Below are 19,762 nucleotides of genomic sequence, written 5' to 3'. Positions count from 1 at the left end.
CGCTGCGTCTCTCCCCCCTCAGGGGGGGAGCGTGGTTCACGATTCCGGCTTCCCGCTGTCGGCCAGTAACGGCCCCCGTGATCCCACACGCATTCCATGTCCTTCAAATGGCTTGGAAATGGGTCCCGCAATTATCGTGATTACGCTCACTTCCTCCGCCGTCAGAATGATGGTCGGCAGCATCAGCACCGCGAGCGCAATACCACCGGCCCAGGCGGAGTAGGACTTCATGGTGACGACCAGCACGGCATAAACGAAGACACCGGCGAGGATGGACGGAAAGCCGGTCAGCACCTTGGCCAGAAAGCGTGCCGTCTCGGCCAGCTTGCTGTAAGGATCGACCTCGGCCAGATAAATGGCGGCGAGAATGCCGATGGGGATGCTGATGAGCGAGCCGATGCCGACCATGATGCCCGTGCCCACAATGGCCGGGCCAATGCCGCCGCCGAACTCAAAGGCTGCGGGCGGCAGTGCGGTCAGGGTCTCCCAGTTGATGCGCGCGCCGCCCTTGGCGATCAGCATGTAGATCACTGAGAACAGCGGCAACGAGGCGAGAATGGCCAGGCCCCAGGTGATGCCGGTGAAAATTCGGCTCTGAAGACCGCGCCCTTCAAGCAGCGAGCCTCGCAGTTGTTTCATCGAGGCCAAATCCTGCTCAAGCAGGGCCTCGCTAGCGACTCTGGTCATGCCTTACCCTCGAATTTGCGTGTGGCCGCCTTCATGATCCAGAGGCCAAGCACGTTAACGATGAGTGTGATTGCGAGCAGCGCCAAGGCCGCATACATCAGCGCTTGCACCTCGACCGGGCCGGCTTCCGGGAAGCTCGACGCCAGCAGTGATGCCAGCGTATTGGCCGGCGCGAATAGCGACAGGCTGATCTGGTTGGAGTTGCCGATGAGCATCGCCAGCGCCATGGTCTCGCCCAGTGCACGGCCAAAGCCCAGCACCAGTGCTGCGAGAATGCCGCTGGAGGCAGTTGGCAGCATCACTTTCATGATCGCCTCCCAGCGCGTGGTGCCCATGCCATAGGCGGCTTCTTTCACCTTGTAGGGCACGCGGCGGAAGGCGTCGACTGAGATGGCCGCCACCGTCGGCAGAATCATCACCGCCAGCACCAAGGCTGCCGGGGCCATGCCGGGGCCGGCCAGATCGGTTCCGAACAATGGGAACCAGCCGAAAGTCTCGTGCAACCATTCGGCACCCGGTCGAATCAGCGGAATCAGCACATAGATACCCCAGAGGCCATAGACCACCGAGGGAATAGCTGCCAGCATCTCGACAATGGTGCGAAATACGTTCGACAGGCGATGATCAAGGAAATCCTGGGTCAAGAAGATGGCAATGGCCACGCCAAAGATGCCGCCAATAAAGAGGGCCAGCAACGAACTGTAGAGCGTGCCCCAGATCTCGGGCAGGATGCCGAAGACCTTTTCCTGCACATTCCAATCGGTTCCGATCAGAAAACCCGGACCAAAGCTCAGTATGGCGGGCAGTGCCTGACGGCCAAGCTCGAAAATGATGTAGGCCACCAGCAGCAAAATGACGGCGGCGGCGCCCTGCACAATCATCCGCAGCGCTTTGTCGACGGCGTAGTCGCTCGCCGAGGGCGGCTCGGAGAATTTGGTGACAACATGAGCAAAGGGATTGGAAACCATAACGCGATGCGAATGACTTGATTGGCGGCCAGAAAGGGGGTGATTGCTTCAAAAGCGGCTCTCATCCAACGGCAAACACGCGGTGGATCGCTTTCGGTGACCCGCCGCGTGTTCCATTATTGAGAGGCTTTGCTTAAGGAGCGTTACTTGATGAGCTGTACTTAGGGGAGCTTTACTCGGCGCCGCCAACCAGCTTCAGAGCTTCCTCAACCTTGGCCTTGACGTTGGCCGGAAGCGGGATGTAGCCCATCTTGGGGGCAGATTTCTGGCCCTCATTCAAGCCGTACTCGACGAAGTCCCGCAGCACCTTGGCTTTTTCCTCATCCTGATGCTGGTACATCAGCATCCAGGTAAAGGTGGCGATGGGATAAGCCTCTTTGCCCTCAGGATCACACACCCAGACGCGCAGATCAGGCGTGCCCTCGTAACCCGGGAGATCGCCGCTCGGGAACTCCGCCGAGGCCAGCGCGGCCTGACCGGATGCCTCACCCGGCTTGACGAACTCGCCGGCCTTGTTCTGCAAGGTGGCCATCGGCTGACCGGTCGCCTCAGCATAGCCGTACTCGATGTAGCCGATCGCGCCCGGAGTCTGCTTGATCATGGCCGCGACACCGTCGTTCTTGGGGGCACCGACAAAGCTCTTCGGCCAGTCCACGCTCTTGCCATGACCCACGTCTTTCTTGAACTCGTCGCTCGCACAGGCCAGATGACCGGTGAAAACATAGGTGGTGCCGGATGAATCGGAACGGCGCACCACAGTGATGTCATCATCGGGGAACTTCACGTCCGGGTTCGCCTTCTGCAGGCGCTCGTCCTGCCAGGTGGTCAGCTTGCCGAGGAAAATGTCGTTCATCACATCGCGCGGTAGCTTGAGTTCCGGGTTGCCCGGCAGGTTGTAAGACAGCACCACCTCGCCAGCGGTCATCGGCAGCAGCACCACACCCTTCTCAGCGGGAACCTTGGCGATTTCCTCATCGTTCATGGCCGCATCGGATGCAGCGAAATCCACGGTTTCAGCGATGAATGCACGGATGCCAGCACCCGAGCCAACTGCCTGGTACTGAACCTGGATGTCTTTGTTCTTCTTGCTGAAATCCTTGGCCCACTTGGCGTAAAGCGGGAAAGGGAAACTCGCGCCCGAGCCGGTCAGCTGGGTCTCTTCCGCATGGGCGAGTGGCGCGAACGCCAGAGCGGACAGCGTGCAGGCCGCGAGGGTGCGGCGGGTAAAGCTGGCAAGAGCCATGAGATAACCTCCAGAGTTGGGCAAACAACGATCAGAGTGAAAACCTGATACGCATTGTCCAAATCTGGCTGGCTTTGTCTGTGAATCTTTTGTGACGAAGAAGGGGGGGCGAATTGTATTCTCCGCGGGTGCCAGTATTCCGTGTGTTGTCACGAAATCATCATCGAACTGTCATTTGCACGAAACCGTTTTTTCACAAACGCTGACTATGCTGCCGTGGTTTCAATATCTCCAACTGCCAACTCTCTAACTGGGGGAACACACCATGGCGAGTAACCAGCTTCATCGCGCTGTCGCGGCAGCGCTCACTTTAACCACCGCCCCTCTGGCGCTGGCCGGCACGATTGAATTCAGCCCCGCACCTTTTCCGCTGACGGATGTTGAGAAACGCAGCATCCTGACCTCTGACTCCGCGACGGTCGACGGTGTACAGGTCCAGGTCGGCTACAACACCATCCTCCGCTCCGGCGACACGGCCGGGGGTGGCACATTTGGTTTGCTCCACGACATCGACGGCAATGCGCTGGTCGCTGAAGACGGCTCGCCCTACATTTCCAACGACAACGACTTCGCCTCCATCCTGAACGGCGAGGACGGAAAGCTCTACATGGTCTCGCACTTCGAGTCGCGCCCAGGTGCCATGTATCTCACCGAGTTGAGCCAGAACCCTCAGACCGGCGTGCTCAGCGCTCTTCGCACCCGTGCGCTTGACTTCTCCGCAGTGCGTGGCGGCTGGGTCCACTGCGCCGGCAGCGTCACCCCCTGGGGTACGCATCTGGGCTCGGAAGAGTACGAGCCCGATGCCAAACAGTGGCGCGATAACAACATCAGCGACTACAACGCTGCCATGGCGACATATTTCGGCGCCACTCCGGAGCAGGCCAGCAGCGTGATGAACCCCTACGACTACGGCTATCCGGTCGAAGTTAAAGTCAACAATTACAACGATGCCACTGTCGCCAAGCACTATGCTATGGGCCGCATGGCGCTGGAGCTCGGCTATGTGATGCCGGACAACAAGACCGTCTACATGTCCGATGACGGCACCAATGTCGGTCTGTTCCGCTTCGTGGCTGACACCGCTGGGAATTTGGACTCAGGCTCCCTTTGGGTAGCGCGCTGGTCGCAAAAAACCGGCGGCAGCGCTGGCGCGGCGAATCTGGATTGGGTTTACCTCGGCCATGCCACCAGCGACCAGGTCAGCCAGTGGAAGGACAGTTACAAGTTTGCTGACATCTTCGACGAAGCCGATCCGATCATGGAGAACGACGAGGATACCGGAGCCTGCCCAGCCGGTTACACATCGATCAACGCAGGCCATGAGGACGGTGACCACCAGTGCCTGAGGCTGCGCGACATCGACGGTGACGGCTTTATCTGGGCGTCCGACTGGAACATTGCCTCGCGCCTCGAGACACGCCGCTGGGCGGCAATGTCAGGCGGCACCACTGAGTTCCGCAAGATGGAAGGCATCACTTACAACTCGGATGCGGACGTGCTGTATATCGCTATGTCCGAGACGGATCGCGGCATGCTCGACTTCAACCGCGCCGGCAAGACCCCGCCCTATGACAAATACGACATTGGCGGTCCCAACCACATGACCATCGCCAAGGGCAACGCCTGTGGAACCGTCTATGCGCTATCGCTCGATGGTAACTACACGGCCGCCCAAATGTGGCCGCTGGTTTCCGGCACCCCGATGACCACCGACTACGGCGCCGATGCGGACTCGCCGAACTACGACGGTGTGAATAAGTGCGACATCAACGGCCTCGCCAACCCGGACAACATCACCTACATGCCGGGTTACAACACCCTGATCATTGGTGAAGACACCGGCTCTGGCCATCAGAACGACATGATCTGGGCCTACAACATCCAGTCCGGCAGCCTGACTCGTATCCAGACCACGCCTTATGGCTCTGAGACGACTTCGCCGTACTTCTACCCGAACATCAACGGCTTCGCCTATCTGATGTCGGTGGTCCAGCACCCCTATGGAGAGTCTGACGAAGACAAACTCGAGCAGCCTTCCGAGGCATCCGCCTACACCGGCCACATGGTCTTCCCCGCGATGACCAAATAGCCGTCGAAAGGCGTGCGGCATCGGTCAAGCGCGCCGGTGCCGCCTGCAACATAGAGACGACAACTGTCACGATAAGGGAATCCCTCGGGATTCCCTTTCTTTCTTTGCGGACAAAACAAGCGACATGACGATGCAAACCCACTGCCCAATCACCACGATCAATCCAGCCAAGCTGACCTCAACCAGCCGCGCCCTAGCCAGTCGCGCGCCAGCAAGCCTCGCCCCAGCCAGCCTCACACTGGCAAGCCTCTTGGTGGTCAGCTCAGCCGGAGCGTCTGACCTGACCAGCCGTGTGCTGACGAACGAAACCCCGCAGATCCCCTCCCAGTGCTACACCAAAACGCAGGATGCCCAGGGCCGCGTCGTCAACCCCTGCTACACCTGCCACACCCGTTCGGTGCGGCCGAACTTTGTCAACGACTCCGACCTGCAGCTGGTCTACGACTTCCCGGCACCGGCGGAGGAGAATCCCTGGAAGAATCTCTACATCGACCGCCGCGCCTCGATCTCGCGCATCAGCGATGCCGAGATCCTGGCCTACATTCGCGAAAGCAACTATGTCGATTCCTCGGGCGGCATCATTCCGGCCAAATCCCTGGTCGAATTGCCGGAGGGCTGGGACTACAACGGGGACGGACGCTGGGATGGCTTTGTTCCCGATGCCTGGTTCGATTTCGACGACCAAGGCTTCGACCGCACTCCAGATAGAGGCTACAGTGGCTGGCGGGCCTTTGCCTACACGCCTTTTCCGAGTACCCATTGGCCGACCAATGGGTCCACGGCCGATGCGCTCATTCGCCTGCCGGACATCTTTCAGCGCGACCTCAATGGCGACTTCAATCTCAGCGTCTATAAGACCAACCTGGCCATCGTCGAGGCTATGATTCGTGAAGCCGATATTCCGATCAAGCCGGTCGAAGAGCGCGCGCTCGGCGGCGTTGATCTAAACAAAAACGGCCTGCTCGATACCGCCAGCCTGGTGAAATACGACTGGTCACCGCGCGACGGGCGTTTGATGTGGTACGTTGGCCAGGCCTTGCAAGCGCAGCGTTCTGGCGAGGTTCATCTCGCTGCGCGCCTGTACCCGGAAGGCACCGAGTTTCTGCAGACTCTGCGCTACATTGACTTTGACGAACGCGCGGTGAATCACCTCTCTGCGCGCATGAAGGAACTGCGCTACGCACGCAAGGCTTATTGGATGACCTATGCCGCGCTCGATCTGCAAGCCGCCGAGGAAACCAAGGAAAAGCACGACTTCCCCGATCGCGTCGAGACGGTTCGCGGCAACATGGAGTCGGGCGTCAGCAATGGCGAGGGTTGGGTTTACGCCGGGCTGATCGAGGACGCGGACGGACAACTGCGGCCCCAGACCTACGAGGAGCTTGCCCACTGCGTCGGTTGTCACGGCGGCATGGGGGCCAATACCGACGCCAGTCTTGCCTTCCCGCGCAAGCTCGATGCCAAGAGCTTCCAAAGGGGCTGGTATCACTGGAGCCAGAAGAGCCTCGCTGGGCTGCTCGAGCCCGTGCTTGACAACGGTGAGCCCGAATACGCCTTCTACCTCAAGGCCAATCGCGCCGGCGATGAATTTCGCGCCAACCGCGAGATTCTCGCGCTCTTCTTCGACGACCAAGGGAAGCCCATCCCCGAAATGCTCGATGTCCTGAATCGTGACATTGGCTTTCTGCTGTTCGCCTCCAAACCCCGCGCCTTGGCGCTCAACAAAGCCTACAAGCGGATCGTCGAACGCCAGAGCTTTAACCTTGGGCGGGATGCCACAGTGACGCCGGTGGGTGCCCAGGTTCATCCGTGGGTTGCGGACGGAACGCCAACCGGCGTGGATGAACCCTTGCCTTGAACCGGCGCGGCGTCTTGCTGACCTGCTGTGTCGGGTTTGGACCCGCAAATCCGCGCAGCTGCCATAAAACTGTCATCAAAAAACTGTAGCTTAGCGGAGTTTATCGTCAAACTTGCCGCCCCGGGCGGCTGGTCAAAATGCCATCGAGAACAACCAAAGAACCCACCCTAATGCGCACCTCAACCTTGGCCGACCGTGTCGATCAGAAGGTCTTCGACGCGATCTACTCCCGCGCCCTGGTCTATAACACCTGTTGGGAAGACCCGGCGATTGATCGCCAGGCGCTCAACATTGATGCCACGGATCACCTCCTGGTCATTACCAGCGCTGGCTGTAATGTGCTGGATTATGCCTTGGTTGGCCCCGAGCAAATCCATGCCGTCGACGCCAATCCGCGCCAGAATGCGCTGCTGGAACTCAAGCTGGCGGCTATTCGCCGTCTCGAGTTTGAGGACTTTTTTGCTGCCTTTGGTGAAGGGCATCATCCGCGCATGCAAGCCCTCTATCGCCATGAGTTGCGCCCGGTGCTCGGCGATGATGCCCGTGCCTTTTGGGACAAACGCATCGGTTGGTTCGGCCAGCCACGCGGGAGTTTCTATTTTCACGGTCTCTCTGGCACCGTGGCACGCGCTTTTCAAACCTATCTCAAAGTGCGCCCGCGCCTTGCCGCCAGCATTCGGGAACTCTTCGATACACGCACGCTGGAAGAACAGCGTCACATCTACGACACCCGAGTCGACCCCTTGATCTGGACCAAGGGAATGAACTGGACCCTGTCGCGCCAACTCACCATGAGCATGCTCGGGGTTCCGCATCCGCAGCGCAAGGAGGTCCAAGAGCAACACGACAGTGGTGTGGCCGGTTTCGTGCGCGACGCCATTGGCTATGTCTTTCGCCAATTGCCGGTATGGACCAACTACTTCTGGATGGTCTACATCCGCGGGCGCTACACAGAGAACTGCTGCCCGGAGTACTTGAAACCTGACAACTTCGCGCGCCTCAAGGCCGGCGCGGCCGATTGCATCGGGCTCCATACCTGCACGGTAACGGATTTTCTCAGACACCACGAGAAGCCGATCTCCAAATACGTGCTGCTCGATCACATGGACTGGATGAGCAGTTATCAGCCCCAGGCATTGGCCGATGAGTGGGAGTGGATTCTGGCTCGCGCACGCGGCGATGCCCGCATCATTTTCCGCAGTGCCCATGCCGCGCCGCGCTATCTGCAAGCCCTGGAGCTGGGGCCGGAGCGCAGCCGCCTGAGCGATCGCTTGCGCTTCCACCCCGAGTTGGCCGGCGAACTCCAGGCGCAGGACCGGGTGCATACATACGCCGGCTTTCATATTGCCGATGTCCGCGTCTGAGCGCGCGCAGGCAGTGAAACCCGAGCCGGCGTCCGTGCGGTCAGCGCAGCCAAAAGTGGCTAGCAGTCCGGTAAGCCGTTTTGGGGGCGACCTGCGCATCCTGCTGCATCTGCTGCGCGGCCAGCCCAAAAGCGGTGACCAACGCACGCGGCTGCAAGCCTTTTATGGACCCCAGGCCGGTCACTACGACCTCTTCCGTGATCGGCTGCTGCATGGACGCGAACGCTTGATCGATGACCTGCACGCCACGCTCTTGCATGAGCGCCCGGATGCACTGGGCGATGCACATGTCATCGAGCTCGGCGGCGGTACCGGTCGTAATCTGGAGTTTTTTGGCGCGCGGCTGGATGCCTTCGGCCAGGTCACCTTGGTGGATCTTTGCCCGGCACTGCTCGAACAAGCACGGCGGAAATTTTCCGACCGCCCCCAGGTGCGAATCATCGAGGCGGATGCGACCCGCTGGCAGCCAGAACAACCGGCGGATGCTGTCTACTGCGCCTATTCCCTAAGCATGATACCGGACTGGCGCGCGGCCATCGATAACGCGCTGGCCATGCTTAAGCCGGGCGGGATCTTCGCCGTGGTGGATTTTTATGTCTCGGCTGCGAAGCCGCCAGACGGGCAGATTCGCCACGGCGCGCTGACACGCTGGTTCTGGCCGCGCTGGTTCGCGCACGACGGCGTGCACCCAAACCCTGAACATCTCGCTGCACTGCGCGCGCGGTTCCCCGCGCATCAATTCAGCGAAGAACGTGCGTCCGTGCCCTATCTGCCGGGATTCTCGGTTCCTTATTATCGCTTTCTCGGCCGGTTGGGTTGAGAACCGCGGTTGCGCCGACGCAGCCTGATTTCCTTTTCAACACAGATGACGGGGTAAGCTGATGGGCTTCCTGTTCGCCGCACTTTGGTGCCTTGCCTTTGCGGTCTTGGCTGTTGCCGCGCGGGGGAAGCTGCGTAAATACCGCCACTACCAACCTTTCACGGGCGAAGTCGTTAAGGTACACACGGTCAATGGACGCTGGCAGGCCGTTGTGCGTCCGGATGATGCCCAGTTGCGCCAGCGCATCGGCGACTTTGGCGTCACCTTCAATGACATGGGTGATTATCAGGAAGGTCAGCCGCTTTCCTGCCTCTGGGACGGCCGCAACCCGGTCACAGCCTGCGAGGACGAGCGTGGCGGTGCTCGCATGGTCATTTTTATCTCGATCGGCGCGATCGCCTTTATGATTATCGCGTCCATCGCAATGACCGTGCTGGTGGAAATGGGAATTGTGACTGTCGCTGATTGAATGCCCGACGCGGCTAATGGTCGCTGCATTTTTTCGAGCTTAACAGCACCACTGGCTTTGATAAGATCAGTCACGGCCGAGCAGGCAGCGCGGGCAAGGCGTCAATACCGCTCCGGCACCATCAGCTCGCGCGGCAGGGTGGAACGCTCATAGTCAGGATCGAACACCCGGTCCGGCAGGCTGATGGATTCGTGCTCAACTTCCGTGTAAGGGATTTGTTCCAGCAGGTGGTGAATGCAGTTAAGGCGCGCGCGCTTCTTGTCGTTGGCCTCGACCACGAACCAGGGCGCCTCGTGGATGTTGGAGCGCGCGAAGGTCTCTTCCTTGGCTTTGGTGTAGGCGCTCCCAGCGCACGCGCGATTGCAGGTCCATGGGGCTTAGACCCGGCACACCCGTGGATTGAGCCGCTGGGTAATGCGCTTGATGACGCCACCCTTGCCGGCGGCGTCGCGGCCCTCGAAGATGACGGCGACTTTCTCACCGGTGTGCTCGACCCAATCCTGCAATTTGATCAACTCGGCCTGCAGCGTCAGTAGGGCGCGAAAATAGGTGTTGCGATCGAGGGTCTCCGGATGCCGGCGCTTATAGAGCTTGCGCAGTTCGAGTGAAAGCGCCGGTTCGGACAGCTCTAGCTCGAAATCCTCATCGAATGAATCCTGCAGTTCCGCCTGGATCCAGTCCATTCCGTCGAGATTGTGCATTGTTGGATAACTATCTGTCTTACGGCACTGAGGATGCGTGGCTTTGGCAAGCCCTGTCGCCCGAGGCTGCGCAAGCCCTTCTAATCCTCGAACTCTTCCAGATTCTTGCCCGCGGTCTCGATACGGAACAGCCAGGTGATCAAGGCGCCGGCCAGCGAGGTGCCGACCAGAATCGCGAGCAGCGTCTCGGTACCGATCTGCGCCAGCAGCACTGGAAAGAGGAAGGCGGTGGTCACGGCGCCGATCTTGGCAAACGAAGCGGCAAAGCCCGCGCCCTTGCCGCGGATGCGGGTTGGGAAGATCTCGCCAGCAATCAGATAAGTCTGCGCGTTCGGTCCCATGTTGGTCATGAAGTTGAAGACCATGAAGCCGAGCACGAGCAATGTCATCTGCAAGGGACCGCTGAGCGTTTGCGACACGGCGGCCAAGGCGAGCCCCACCGCGCAACCGACAAAGCCGATGATTTGCAGGCGGATGCGTCCAACCTTGTCGGCCAGCAGCACCGCGGCAAGGATGCCGACGATCAGCAGCACATCAAGCAGCGCCGCCCCTTTCGCGGCCAGGATGTCATTGTGGATGATCGCGGTCAGGTTATGCGGATGCGAGGTTTGGTGTCCCAAGGCGGCGGCGAGGATGGTGGGTGTGAAGATACCGATGCCATAGGTGCCCAGGTCTTGCAAAAACCAGGGGACCGAGGCGAGGATCGTCGCGCGCCGTGTCTTGCCCCTGAAGAGCTGTCCATAGCCGCGCTTGCGCCCTTGCCTCTGGTCGTGCACTGCCTCCTCAGCAGGACGATCGAGACGCACCTGCTTGGGATACTTCGGCTCACGATCGAGTCGGCGCATCAATTCCTGCTGTGCCTCCGCGACTCGTCCCTGCTCAAGGAGCCAATGCGCGCTGCGGGAGATGGAGAGGCGACCAATGATGACCAGGATCGCGGGAATAATCGCCGTGGCATACATCCAGCGCCAAGCGCTCTCGTCTTGCAGATTGGCCAGGATCAGGTAGCCCACCGCGGTGCCGACCAGCGCGCCGACGGCCTGAAAGCCGAAAGCGCTCAGCACCAGCTTGCCGCGATCCTTGCTTGGGATACTCTCGGAGATCACTAGATGCGCGGTGGGATAATCACAGCCGAGCGCCAGCCCAACGCCGAACAAGAAGACCACCAGCCAGGGAAAGCTCGGGCTCAGACTCAGCGCGACCAGGAAGACGACGAAGATGATCAGCTCGACGATGAACATCCGCTTGCGCCCGAAGGTATCGGCCAGACCGCCCAATGCCGAGGCGCCGATCAGGATGCCGGCCAGGGTCGCCGCCCCAACGACGCCTTTTTCAGCTGCTGTGAGCCCGAACTCGACCACCATCAGGGGCAGGGCCACGCCGGTCATGAAGACCACCAGCCCCTCGAAAAACTTGCCCGCGGTGGCCAGCATCCAGATGCGCCATTGCATCCGCGTCATGGGCACAGCGGCCGTGCCGGTGCCATCGGACCATAAGGGGGTCTCGTCGATGTAGCTTTGGACGCTTCTGTGCGGCACGTGATCCACGTCCGAAGCATCGGCGACGGCGCTACTCATGGTCTTTGCTCCATTGCTCTCGCGAATACAGATTCCAGAAAGTACCGGATTGGCGTGACGACCCGATTACCAATCAATGCACACTCGCCGGTATCGTCCATCAAGCGCAGATCCTTCAGCGCCTTGAGAATCGGCGAGATACTCTCCTGCGGGATCACAGTCTCAGCTGAATAGACCCGACAGGGATAGGCGAGGCAAATGTCCGGGTCCGAGAGCGCCTCATGATCGAGGATGCGGTAGCGCAATGGGTCATCCAGGGTCCAAATCGTTGCTCGACTGCTCGCGAAGTGAACGACACCCTGAAACATTCCCCGCTCGACCAGCAACTCCTCAATCACCGAGAGGACTTGATCCAGGTTCTGATCCATGGGGCTCTCAACCCGAGTCTGCAGCAAGACCGTGTTACGAATCGACGGGTCGCCTTTGATCTGCAGCCAGTGGGGCAGGTCTTCGTAGAGCTTCGCCGTCACCGGTAGGTCCTTGAGATTGAAGGTTGCGCCGACGTAACCCAGCAGCTCGAAGTCGCGGCGCACGACGTGCAAGGCGGTCAGCGATGGGCGATGCGATACCAGCCCGACATAGGCATCCGAGAGCAGGAAGCCCCACGCGGGAACCGCCTCACGCATATAGGGACGCGTCGAACGATCGCGCCCGAAGTCCCTCGGTTCAGCTCCGAGTGCGCTTACCGTGTCGCTGATCTGACGGCCTGCTAGATCCACAACAAAAAACGCACTGCAGGACGGAATATGTCGGCATCCATCCATCAAAACGCTGTTGAGCTGCGCCCGATCGCCCCACACTGAGACACACTAACCTTTTGCTACGGTAGCGTCGACCACGTAATGCTCGCGCAACCAAGCACTGAAGCGCTGGTTCTTGTCTCCAGCGAGCATGTCGGTGGCAGGGTATCCTGGTGATGGCCGAAGGCATCGAGTAGCTCGGTGCGCTCTCTGAGCGGAAAAAAAAGCGCAAAAGACTACGCTGCATTGATGACGATTCGATGACCGCTTCCGAGCTTTCCCGATCTTTGTTGATGCGCGGCAAAAAGACCGCCTTTTCAGCTGTTTGCTAATGCCTTTTGGGTTGGTTGTCGGCTCGAGCTTCTGGCATTATCCGACTGTCGAAACTTGTTCCGGCCAATCCCTTGCATCAAACCGATGCAATCGCCCTCTTGTGAGACAAAGGCTACTGCCATGCGTTATTCAACACCCTTGTCCTTCGCGGCACTCTTGCTTGCGCTTTGTCTGCCATCGCTCGTGACCGCCAAGCAGGCGAATACTTGTACTCCCGCCGATGATCAAGTGGTGGTGCGCTTCACCTACGGCTCGGAGAAAGCCGCCTGGATCCATGAAGCGACCGAGGCATTCAACGCCGAGGGCGTGAAGACCGCCTCCGGCAAGCCCATCTGCGTCAACGCCATCCCCAAGGGTTCGGGCGATAGCGTCAACGAAATCATGAACGGTGGCTCCGGTCCCGAGGAGGTCCATGCCACCAGCCCGGCGTCCGATCTCTATGTCAATCTCATCAACCACGAAAGCACCGAGGCAGGCGCCGGCGAGCTGCTCGGCATCGACGGCTTCTTGGTCTCCTCCCCGGTGGTCATCGCCGCCTGGGAGCCGGTGGTCGAGCGTCTCGGCGGGGCCGATGCCGTCGGCTGGAAGAGCCTGTTCGAGCAGGCCGGCGCCGACGCGATCCGCTACGGCCAGACCAACCCCGAGCGCTCCAACAGCGGGCTCTCGGCGCTGGTGGCGCAGTTCTTCGCGGGTGCGGAAGTGGCGAGCGGCAATCCCGTCGCGCGCCTGTCGATGAGCGCGGTCGATGACCCCAAGGTGCGGGAGTTCGTCGAGAAGGTGCATGAGCATGTCATTCACTATGGCGCCTCGACCGGTTTCTATGCCAAGAAGATGACCCAGGGCGGCCCCCAATACGCCGATGCTGCGGTGCTCTACGAGAGTGATGTCATCCAGGCCAACAACAGCATCCGCCAGGACCAGCTCGGCTATCCGCGGCTGGTCGCGGTCTACCCGCGCGAAGGCACCTTTGTCAGCAATCATCCCTTCGCCATCGTCAAGCGCGACTGGGTCGACGCCGACGAGCAGGAAGGGGCCAAGCGCTATTTCGAGTATCTGATGTCGCCGCCAGTGCAGGCGCAGGCGTTGCAATACGGCTTTCGCCCCGGGGTGGCGCTGGATATCGACCAGGGGATTTATGACAAGGTCTGGAACGCCGAGAACGGCGTGCAGCCTTTCGATACCGTGCATCGCTTTCTGGCCGCGCCCAGCGGGGCGGTGGTGCAAGCCGTGCGCGATGCCTTCCGCGGCATCAAGAACGAGGCCATTGCCTACCTGATTATCGACCGCTCCGGCAGCATGGACGCGAAAATTCGCGATGCCGAACGCGGCACGATGCGCAGCCGCATGGAGATGGCGGTGGAGAGTGCCGAGCTACTGGCCAACCGCATGCAGGATCAGGATCGGCTCGCGCTCTTGTTCTATGACTATGCCGTGGCCTATTCGGACCTGACCCCCAAGGGTCAGCCCATTGCCATGGACGCCGCCGGCAAGCAGAAGCTCGCGGAGACACTCGGGCGCGCGCGTCCCAAGGGCGGCACCGCCATGCGCGGCGCCATCGCCGAGGCTTGGGAGGACATCTGCGCCGACCAGAAAGCCCATGCCGACCAGTCCGCGATCCGCGTCATCGTGGTGCTGACCGACGGCAAGGACAATGCCTACAAGATCACCACCGATGAACTGATCGAAAAAATCGGCTACAGCCAGGCGGACGGCCAGGGGGGCTATTTTGGCGATCCACAATGCCGCATTCCGGTGTTTGGCGTCGCCTTCGGCGAGAAGGCCGACGACCGCGAGTTGACCGCCATCACCGAGTCCGCCGGCGGCGAGACCCGTCGCGGCGACTCCGGCGAGATTCGCGCCATCTTCCAGCGCTTCAGCGATTTATTGTGATTTGGCCCGCAGTTGCTTTGACTTTGTCTCGTTCCCACGGCCCGAATCACACCCTGAATCTCACTCGGAATCGCGTGGTTACCTGACAGCCTAGGAGCTTTGTTTACCATGATTGACTGGTCCGATTGCTCAGTACTGGAACGCAGTAGCAAGCGTGTCAGTGGTGCCTGGGTCTTTCGCGGCACCCGGGTACCGGTGGCCGCCTTGTTCGAGAACCTCGAGGATGGCATGACCGTTGTGCAATTTGCTGAGCTGTTTCCTGGCGTCAGCGCTGATCAGGTCCGTGCCGTTTTGGACTATGTCGCGGCAAGCGCTTTAGCCGCGGCCTGAATGCGAATTTTATTCGACCAAGGTGTACCAGTGCCCTTGCGGCGCCTGCTTCCTGGTCAGGATGTCGTAACAGTGTACGAGCGCGGCTGGTCGCGACTAGAGAACGGAAAACTCCTTGCGGCAGCTGAGGCCGATGGCTTCGAGGTCTTTCTGACAACAGACAAAAACCTGAAGCATCAACAGGATCTGAGTGGCCGATCCATGGCCATACTGGTGCTCGAAACGACGAGTTGGCCGCGCATCCGCGCAGCGTCCGCGACCATTGTTGCTGCTCTGGGGTCGGCGATTCCTGGGAGCTATGCCGAGGTCTCAATCGACTGATCCTCAAATTGGCGCTGATTCAAACATGGGCGGAGTCTGGCACGGCAGATGTTTCGGCACAGACTGAGATGAAAGAAACCCGGTGATCCAGATGAATGCGAAATCCACGCAGATGCATTTTTCGGCGTTAGCGACCATCCTGACGCTCGCGCTCGCCTTCGCCAGTCTTCCATCCACCGCCACGGCGGCGGAGAAGCTCTTCGACTTCGGCGAGCTGAACGTCGACCTGTCCAAGGTGCAGGCCAAGCCCCAATCGGCGCCCGGTTCGGCATCGGGCTCGACACCCGCGCAAGCCTCGGCGCCAGCCCCGACACCAGCCCCGACACCAACCAAGCAGGCGCCCGATCAGCAACTCGAGAGCACGCCCGAGAGTCCGGCGCCCAAGGTGCTGCCGAAGGACAACGAAACCGCCATCGACACCATCGTCGCCGAGGAACAGCTCAAGGTCGCGCCGGTCAAGGTCACGCCAAGCACCGGCGGCAAGCAACACGTCCAATACCCGGTGCCCGAGGATAGAGACGTCATCGAGGTGAAGATCGCCGCCGGCTCGGAAAAGCGCGGCTGGTTCGAGGAGGCCGCGCAGCGGTTCATGGCCGATCCTGACCTGAAAAGCATCGACGGCAAGCCGATTCGCATCACCATCGACAAAATCGGTTCGATCAAATCCGGCAGCCTGATTCGCGACGGCAAATCCATGCACCAAGGCCGCAACGAATATCAGGTCTGGGCGCCGGCCTCGAGCATCTTTCGCGGTGTGGTGGAGGACGCCTTCACTGGTGGCAAGCTGTTTGAAACCGACGAATCCGTCGCCCGCAGCCCCATGGTCTTCGTCACCTGAGCGCCGGTGCAGCAGGCCATCGATGACAAGCTCCAGAAATCGATGAGCTTCGATACCATCACTGAGATTTTCCACCGCGAGCTCAAGGGTGACCCCGTCGACCCCAATGGCCGGCTGTATCAGTTCGGCTTTACCCGCCCGTCCAGCTCAAACTCGGGCGCGGTGGCCCTGGTGACCATGGCGTTCGAGTTCTTCGCCAAGGAACGCGGCCGCTACACCCTGCGCTTGGAGGATTTGGAAAACCCCGACTTCCAGGCATATCTGGCCTTTATTAAGTTCATGTCGGATCAAAGCAAGACCAGCACCGGCAAGCTGGCCGAGCCCCTGATGCAAGCCGGCTACGGCGGCCAACCGCTGACGACCGTCTATATTTACGAGAAGCTGGCGGTCAAGCTTGCCTTCATCCGCGACGCCAACGACCCGGACGGCGCCAAGCCCATGATCCGCTATCCCAAGTACAATCTGGTATCGGATCACCCCTATTACACCCTGCGCCATGGCAATTCGCGCGAGCAAGTCGAGGCCGCCAAGCGCTTCAAGGATTATCTGCTCACCCGCGACATGCAGCTGCTGGCCTTGCAAAAAGAAGGCTTCCGCCCGGTCAGCACCGAGATCACCAACGCGGAGATGAACCAGGTCTTCGGTGACTTCGTCGAGGCCAACGGGCTGATTCCGGACTTGATCAAAGCCTCACAAGTCTTGATTCCGCGGCAAAATGGGGATGTGATTCAAGCGCTGATCCAAACCTATGATGAACTCGGCGATCCCAGCGGGTTGCGGTTGTAGTCGCCCCGCGGCTTTATTGCCCTTCATGCGCATTGCGTCATTAGACGCGTCGCGACGAAAGCCAAGGCCCAATCGCCAGGACGCCCCGCCGACCAGCTCCCGATCCAATCCAAATCGGACAATGCAAAACCGCCTGACTTGGCGGAATCAGAAAACATTTTGACCAGACGGAGACCCCTTATGAAACAGACCAACATTTGCTCCCGTCTTGCCGCGACTCTGTCGCTGCTCCTCGCGCTCGGTCTCGGCCAGATCGCGACCGCCCAAGCCGGCAGCCTGGGCGATTTCTTCAAGAAATTCGGCGCTTTTGATTTTGGCGGCAATGATTTCGACACCGCCGAGATGCAGGGCAACCGAAAGGATTGGAAAGACCGCGAGCGCTGGGTCGAGGAAGCCCTGAGCGGTGCCTACCAGATGCTCGCGCGCGCGGACGCGGAAGTGGATCTGTTCGATTTCCAGAACTATTTCAACGTGCTCGACGTGCAATGGACACCCGAGTATCTGACCGACCCGGCCAACATCGGCAACCTCAACGCCTATGCCACCTTTACCGAGTATCTGTCACGCTATCTGCGCGTGAAGCAACAGCTGATCGAATCCATCGCCGACCTCAACCGCAATCTGGCCATCCTCAACCGTGTCGACCCGCGCGAGCTGACCGGTCCCTTCCAGCTCGATGCCACCGGTCAGACCAAAACCTACACCGAGCGCGCCGCCGGCGCCGTGGACTCCACCGCGCACGACCTGGCCTTGGCGAATTCCGCCGGCGCGGTCGAGAAGTTCACCGCCGAGCTCGGCCGCGCCATCGACTACGGCCTGGAGTTGGAAGGCTACTTCCGCGAAGCGGCCAGCATGGAGGCCAAGCCCGCCGCGGACTGAGCTCATGACCCCGCCTCGTCGCATCGCTCGGCACAAAGCGTCCCGCGCCAACCGGGTCTGTCATGCGACGCAATCTGGCCGTCATCGAACCGTCACCTATCCTTGATCTCGCGGCGTTATAGTTCGATCGCAGTGGGTATCCGGGCGGCTTCTGGCCATCCCCTTTTCTAGCCGCCCGGAGTCCTTCGCCGCTTCAGGATTCTTCAGGGGTAAGGTCAAGTGTTCCGCAACATCCGTCCGCTTTTCGCCACCATTCTTGGCTGTCTTGCCGTCGCCCTCGCTGGTTGCCAGCCAAGTCCAGACGCCCAACCGGCAAGCGCGCATGACAGCCAGGCGAGCGAGGCAAGTCCAACCAACACCATTCTGATCGCGGGCTCGTCCTTCGCCGCCCCCCTTGTTCGAGCAATGGCGCGCGGACTATGTCGCCAAGCACCCCGAGATCGCCATCCATTACGATTCCATCGGCAGTGGCGAGGGCGTCAAGCGCTTCTTGGCTGGGGAGACCGACATTGGCACCACGGATGCACCGGTCACGCAAGGGCAAGCAGACGCGGTGGACTGGGATTTTGCCCAAATCCCCATTACCGCAGGCATGATCGCGCTGGTTTACAACCTGCCGGGGGTGGACGGACCGCTGCGGCTCCCGCGCGAGCTGTATCCGGAGATTTTTCTCGGCAAGGTGGCCCGTTGGGATGATCCGCGCATTGCCGCCGCCAATCCTGATCTCGATCTGCCCGCCAAGTTGATTCAACTGGTGGCGCGGCAGGACGCGAGCGGAACCACCTTTGCCTTCACCAATCATCTCAGCGCCATTCACGACGGCTGGAGCCAGCAATTCGGCGCGGCCAAGGTCATCGACTGGCCCGGCGGCACCATGACTGCTCGCGGCAACGAGGGCGTCGCCCAGCGCATCAAGATTACCGCCGGCTCCCTAGGCTATCTGCCACTGGCGCCCGATATCACCGAGGCCGCACTCGATGCACTGCACGACAGCGATTGATCCAAGCTAAGAGGGTCAGCCCGGGGCGCGTTTGCTCGTTCATTCCCCGTCATTCAGGAAGACAAGCCGCATGAGCATTCACATTGCGCGCCCCTCGGACATTCACATGCCCTATCCGCCTGATTTCTCGCCTCCCATTAATGGATTCGCGGTGTGCGCCCTGTGCGAGAAGCTGGATTATGCCTTCCAGCCCATCGTCAACATTCACACCGGCGCCGTCTTTGGCTTCGAGGCACTGCTGCGCGGACTCGAGCGGATCGATTTTCCCAGCGTCGCGCGACTCTTCGACGGTGCCGATGAGGCGGGCAGCCTACTCGAACTGGAAAGCGCCCTGCGCGACAAGGCCATTGACAGCTTCGCGGCCATCACCAACATCGGCGCCAACATCGGCCAGGCACGTTTGCTGTTCAATCTCGACTCGCGCAGCCTGATCAAGGAACCGCGCAGGGGCCAAATGACGCATGACTGCCTAAGCCGCCACGGACTTCCCACCCCCACCATCTGCTTCGAGCTGACCTAACTGCAAGACCTGACCGCGCAGCCGCAAGCGCGGCTCGCCGTGGAACGCCTGCGCCAAAAGGGTTTTCTGTTCGCGATCGACGACTTCGGCACCGGCTACTCGGGCCTGAAGCTCTTGTACGAGTTTCCACCGGATCTGATCAAAATCGACCGCTTTTTCATCTCATCCATCGCGCGGGATCACAAGCGGCGCCTGTTCGTCGAGAATGCCGTGCACCTCGCCCACACGCTGGGCGTCCAGGTGGTTGCCGAGGGAGTGGAAACTGCCGACGAGCTGACCGCCTGTCGCGATATCGGCTGCGATCTCGCCCAGGGTTTCTTTATCGCCCGCCCGACAACAAAGATTGCGC

At 60.5% G+C, this 19,762-nt stretch carries 19 protein-coding genes and 1 pseudogene; 13 read left to right on the top strand and 7 right to left on the bottom strand.

Features of this window, described 5'->3' with window-relative positions; genetic code table 11:
• Positions 1–36 precede the first annotated feature (36 nt).
• From Thiosp_RS20575 to pstS, 3 genes are all read right to left on the bottom strand, one after another.
• Positions 37–687, bottom strand: coding sequence for a PstA family ABC transporter permease (locus tag Thiosp_RS20575; protein ID WP_242518840.1), 651 nt, complete (start codon positions 685–687; stop codon positions 37–39).
• Positions 684–1,655: a phosphate ABC transporter permease subunit PstC gene (pstC, locus tag Thiosp_RS20570; RefSeq protein WP_201068401.1), complete on the bottom strand. Its 972-nt coding sequence runs from the start codon at positions 1,653–1,655 to the stop codon at positions 684–686. Before pstC ends, Thiosp_RS20575 begins: the two co-directional genes overlap by 4 nt.
• 172 nt (positions 1,656–1,827) lie before the next feature.
• Positions 1,828–2,898, bottom strand: a complete 1,071-nt coding sequence (gene pstS / locus Thiosp_RS20565) for a phosphate ABC transporter substrate-binding protein PstS (protein ID WP_201068402.1) — start codon at positions 2,896–2,898, stop codon at positions 1,828–1,830.
• A gap of 265 nt (positions 2,899–3,163) precedes the next feature.
• Here pstS and Thiosp_RS20560 point away from each other — a divergent pair, with 265 nt between their 5' ends.
• From Thiosp_RS20560 to Thiosp_RS20540, 5 genes are all read left to right on the top strand, one after another.
• Positions 3,164–4,987 carry a PhoX family protein gene (locus tag Thiosp_RS20560; protein WP_201068403.1) on the top strand — a complete coding sequence of 608 codons (1,824 nt, stop codon included), beginning with the start codon at positions 3,164–3,166 and terminating at the stop codon, positions 4,985–4,987.
• 124 nt (positions 4,988–5,111) lie between these two features.
• Entirely contained in the window at positions 5,112–6,845 is a 1,734-nt protein-coding gene (locus tag Thiosp_RS20555) for a hypothetical protein (protein ID WP_242518841.1), read from the top strand.
• Positions 6,846–7,015: 170 nt separating this feature from the next.
• On the top strand, positions 7,016–8,209 hold the full coding sequence (locus tag Thiosp_RS20550) for a DUF3419 family protein (protein WP_201068404.1): 1,194 nt from the start codon (positions 7,016–7,018) through the stop codon (positions 8,207–8,209).
• 55 nt (positions 8,210–8,264) lie between these two features.
• Positions 8,265–9,029 (top strand): class I SAM-dependent methyltransferase, encoded by a 765-nt coding sequence (locus tag Thiosp_RS20545; RefSeq protein WP_323696680.1) that lies wholly within the window; start codon positions 8,265–8,267, stop codon positions 9,027–9,029.
• Positions 9,030–9,090: 61 nt separating this feature from the next.
• On the top strand, positions 9,091–9,498 hold the full coding sequence (locus Thiosp_RS20540; RefSeq protein ID WP_201068406.1) for a hypothetical protein: 408 nt from the start codon (positions 9,091–9,093) through the stop codon (positions 9,496–9,498).
• A 101-nt stretch (positions 9,499–9,599) separates the two neighbouring features.
• On the opposite strand, the gene Thiosp_RS20535 is transcribed toward Thiosp_RS20540, so the two are convergent.
• From Thiosp_RS20535 to Thiosp_RS20520, 4 genes are all read right to left on the bottom strand, one after another.
• Positions 9,600–9,797: a hypothetical protein gene (locus Thiosp_RS20535; protein WP_323697133.1), complete on the bottom strand. Its 198-nt coding sequence runs from the start codon at positions 9,795–9,797 to the stop codon at positions 9,600–9,602.
• Between the two features lie 78 nt (positions 9,798–9,875).
• Positions 9,876–10,199 (bottom strand): polyphosphate kinase 2 family protein, encoded by a 324-nt coding sequence (locus tag Thiosp_RS20530; protein WP_242518843.1) that lies wholly within the window; start codon positions 10,197–10,199, stop codon positions 9,876–9,878.
• Positions 10,200–10,279: 80 nt separating this feature from the next.
• The gene (locus Thiosp_RS20525; RefSeq protein WP_201068407.1) at positions 10,280–11,776 is read right to left on the bottom strand and encodes an MFS transporter; all 1,497 of its coding nucleotides are present in this window, start codon (positions 11,774–11,776) and stop codon (positions 10,280–10,282) included.
• A complete protein-coding gene (locus tag Thiosp_RS20520) occupies positions 11,773–12,402 on the bottom strand; it encodes a hypothetical protein (protein ID WP_201068408.1) in 630 nt (209 codons plus the stop codon). Before Thiosp_RS20520 ends, Thiosp_RS20525 begins: the two co-directional genes overlap by 4 nt.
• A gap of 567 nt (positions 12,403–12,969) precedes the next feature.
• Between Thiosp_RS20520 and Thiosp_RS20515 the strand changes: the two genes are divergently transcribed.
• The 8 genes and pseudogenes from Thiosp_RS20515 to Thiosp_RS20480 all read left to right on the top strand — a co-directional run.
• The gene (locus tag Thiosp_RS20515) at positions 12,970–14,739 is read left to right on the top strand and encodes an extracellular solute-binding protein (protein ID WP_201068409.1); all 1,770 of its coding nucleotides are present in this window, start codon (positions 12,970–12,972) and stop codon (positions 14,737–14,739) included.
• A 108-nt stretch (positions 14,740–14,847) separates the two neighbouring features.
• Complete coding sequence (locus tag Thiosp_RS20510) at positions 14,848–15,069, top strand: DUF433 domain-containing protein (protein ID WP_201068410.1); 222 nt, start codon at positions 14,848–14,850, stop codon at positions 15,067–15,069.
• A complete protein-coding gene (locus Thiosp_RS20505) occupies positions 15,070–15,390 on the top strand; it encodes a hypothetical protein (protein ID WP_201068411.1) in 321 nt (106 codons plus the stop codon). It abuts the gene before it with no gap.
• Positions 15,391–15,481: 91 nt separating this feature from the next.
• Positions 15,482–16,228, top strand: a complete 747-nt coding sequence (locus Thiosp_RS20500) for a substrate-binding domain-containing protein (RefSeq protein WP_242518845.1) — start codon at positions 15,482–15,484, stop codon at positions 16,226–16,228.
• Between the two features lie 42 nt (positions 16,229–16,270).
• Entirely contained in the window at positions 16,271–17,014 is a 744-nt protein-coding gene (locus Thiosp_RS20495) for a hypothetical protein (RefSeq protein ID WP_323696679.1), read from the top strand.
• A 180-nt stretch (positions 17,015–17,194) separates the two neighbouring features.
• Entirely contained in the window at positions 17,195–17,893 is a 699-nt protein-coding gene (locus Thiosp_RS20490; protein WP_242518847.1) for a hypothetical protein, read from the top strand.
• 394 nt (positions 17,894–18,287) lie between these two features.
• Positions 18,288–18,893 (top strand): phosphate ABC transporter substrate-binding protein PstS, encoded by a 606-nt coding sequence (locus Thiosp_RS20485; protein ID WP_201068412.1) that lies wholly within the window; start codon positions 18,288–18,290, stop codon positions 18,891–18,893.
• 70 nt (positions 18,894–18,963) lie between these two features.
• Positions 18,964–19,686 (top strand): annotated as a pseudogene (locus Thiosp_RS20480) (EAL domain-containing protein); the annotation flags it as partial.
• Positions 19,687–19,762: the final 76 nt, after the last annotated feature.

Origin of the sequence: Thiorhodovibrio litoralis (genome assembly GCF_033954455.1) — a bacterium.
GTDB classification, from domain to species: Bacteria; Pseudomonadota; Gammaproteobacteria; order Chromatiales; family Chromatiaceae; genus Thiorhodovibrio; species Thiorhodovibrio litoralis.
This window is presented reverse-complemented; position numbering and strand designations above follow the sequence as displayed.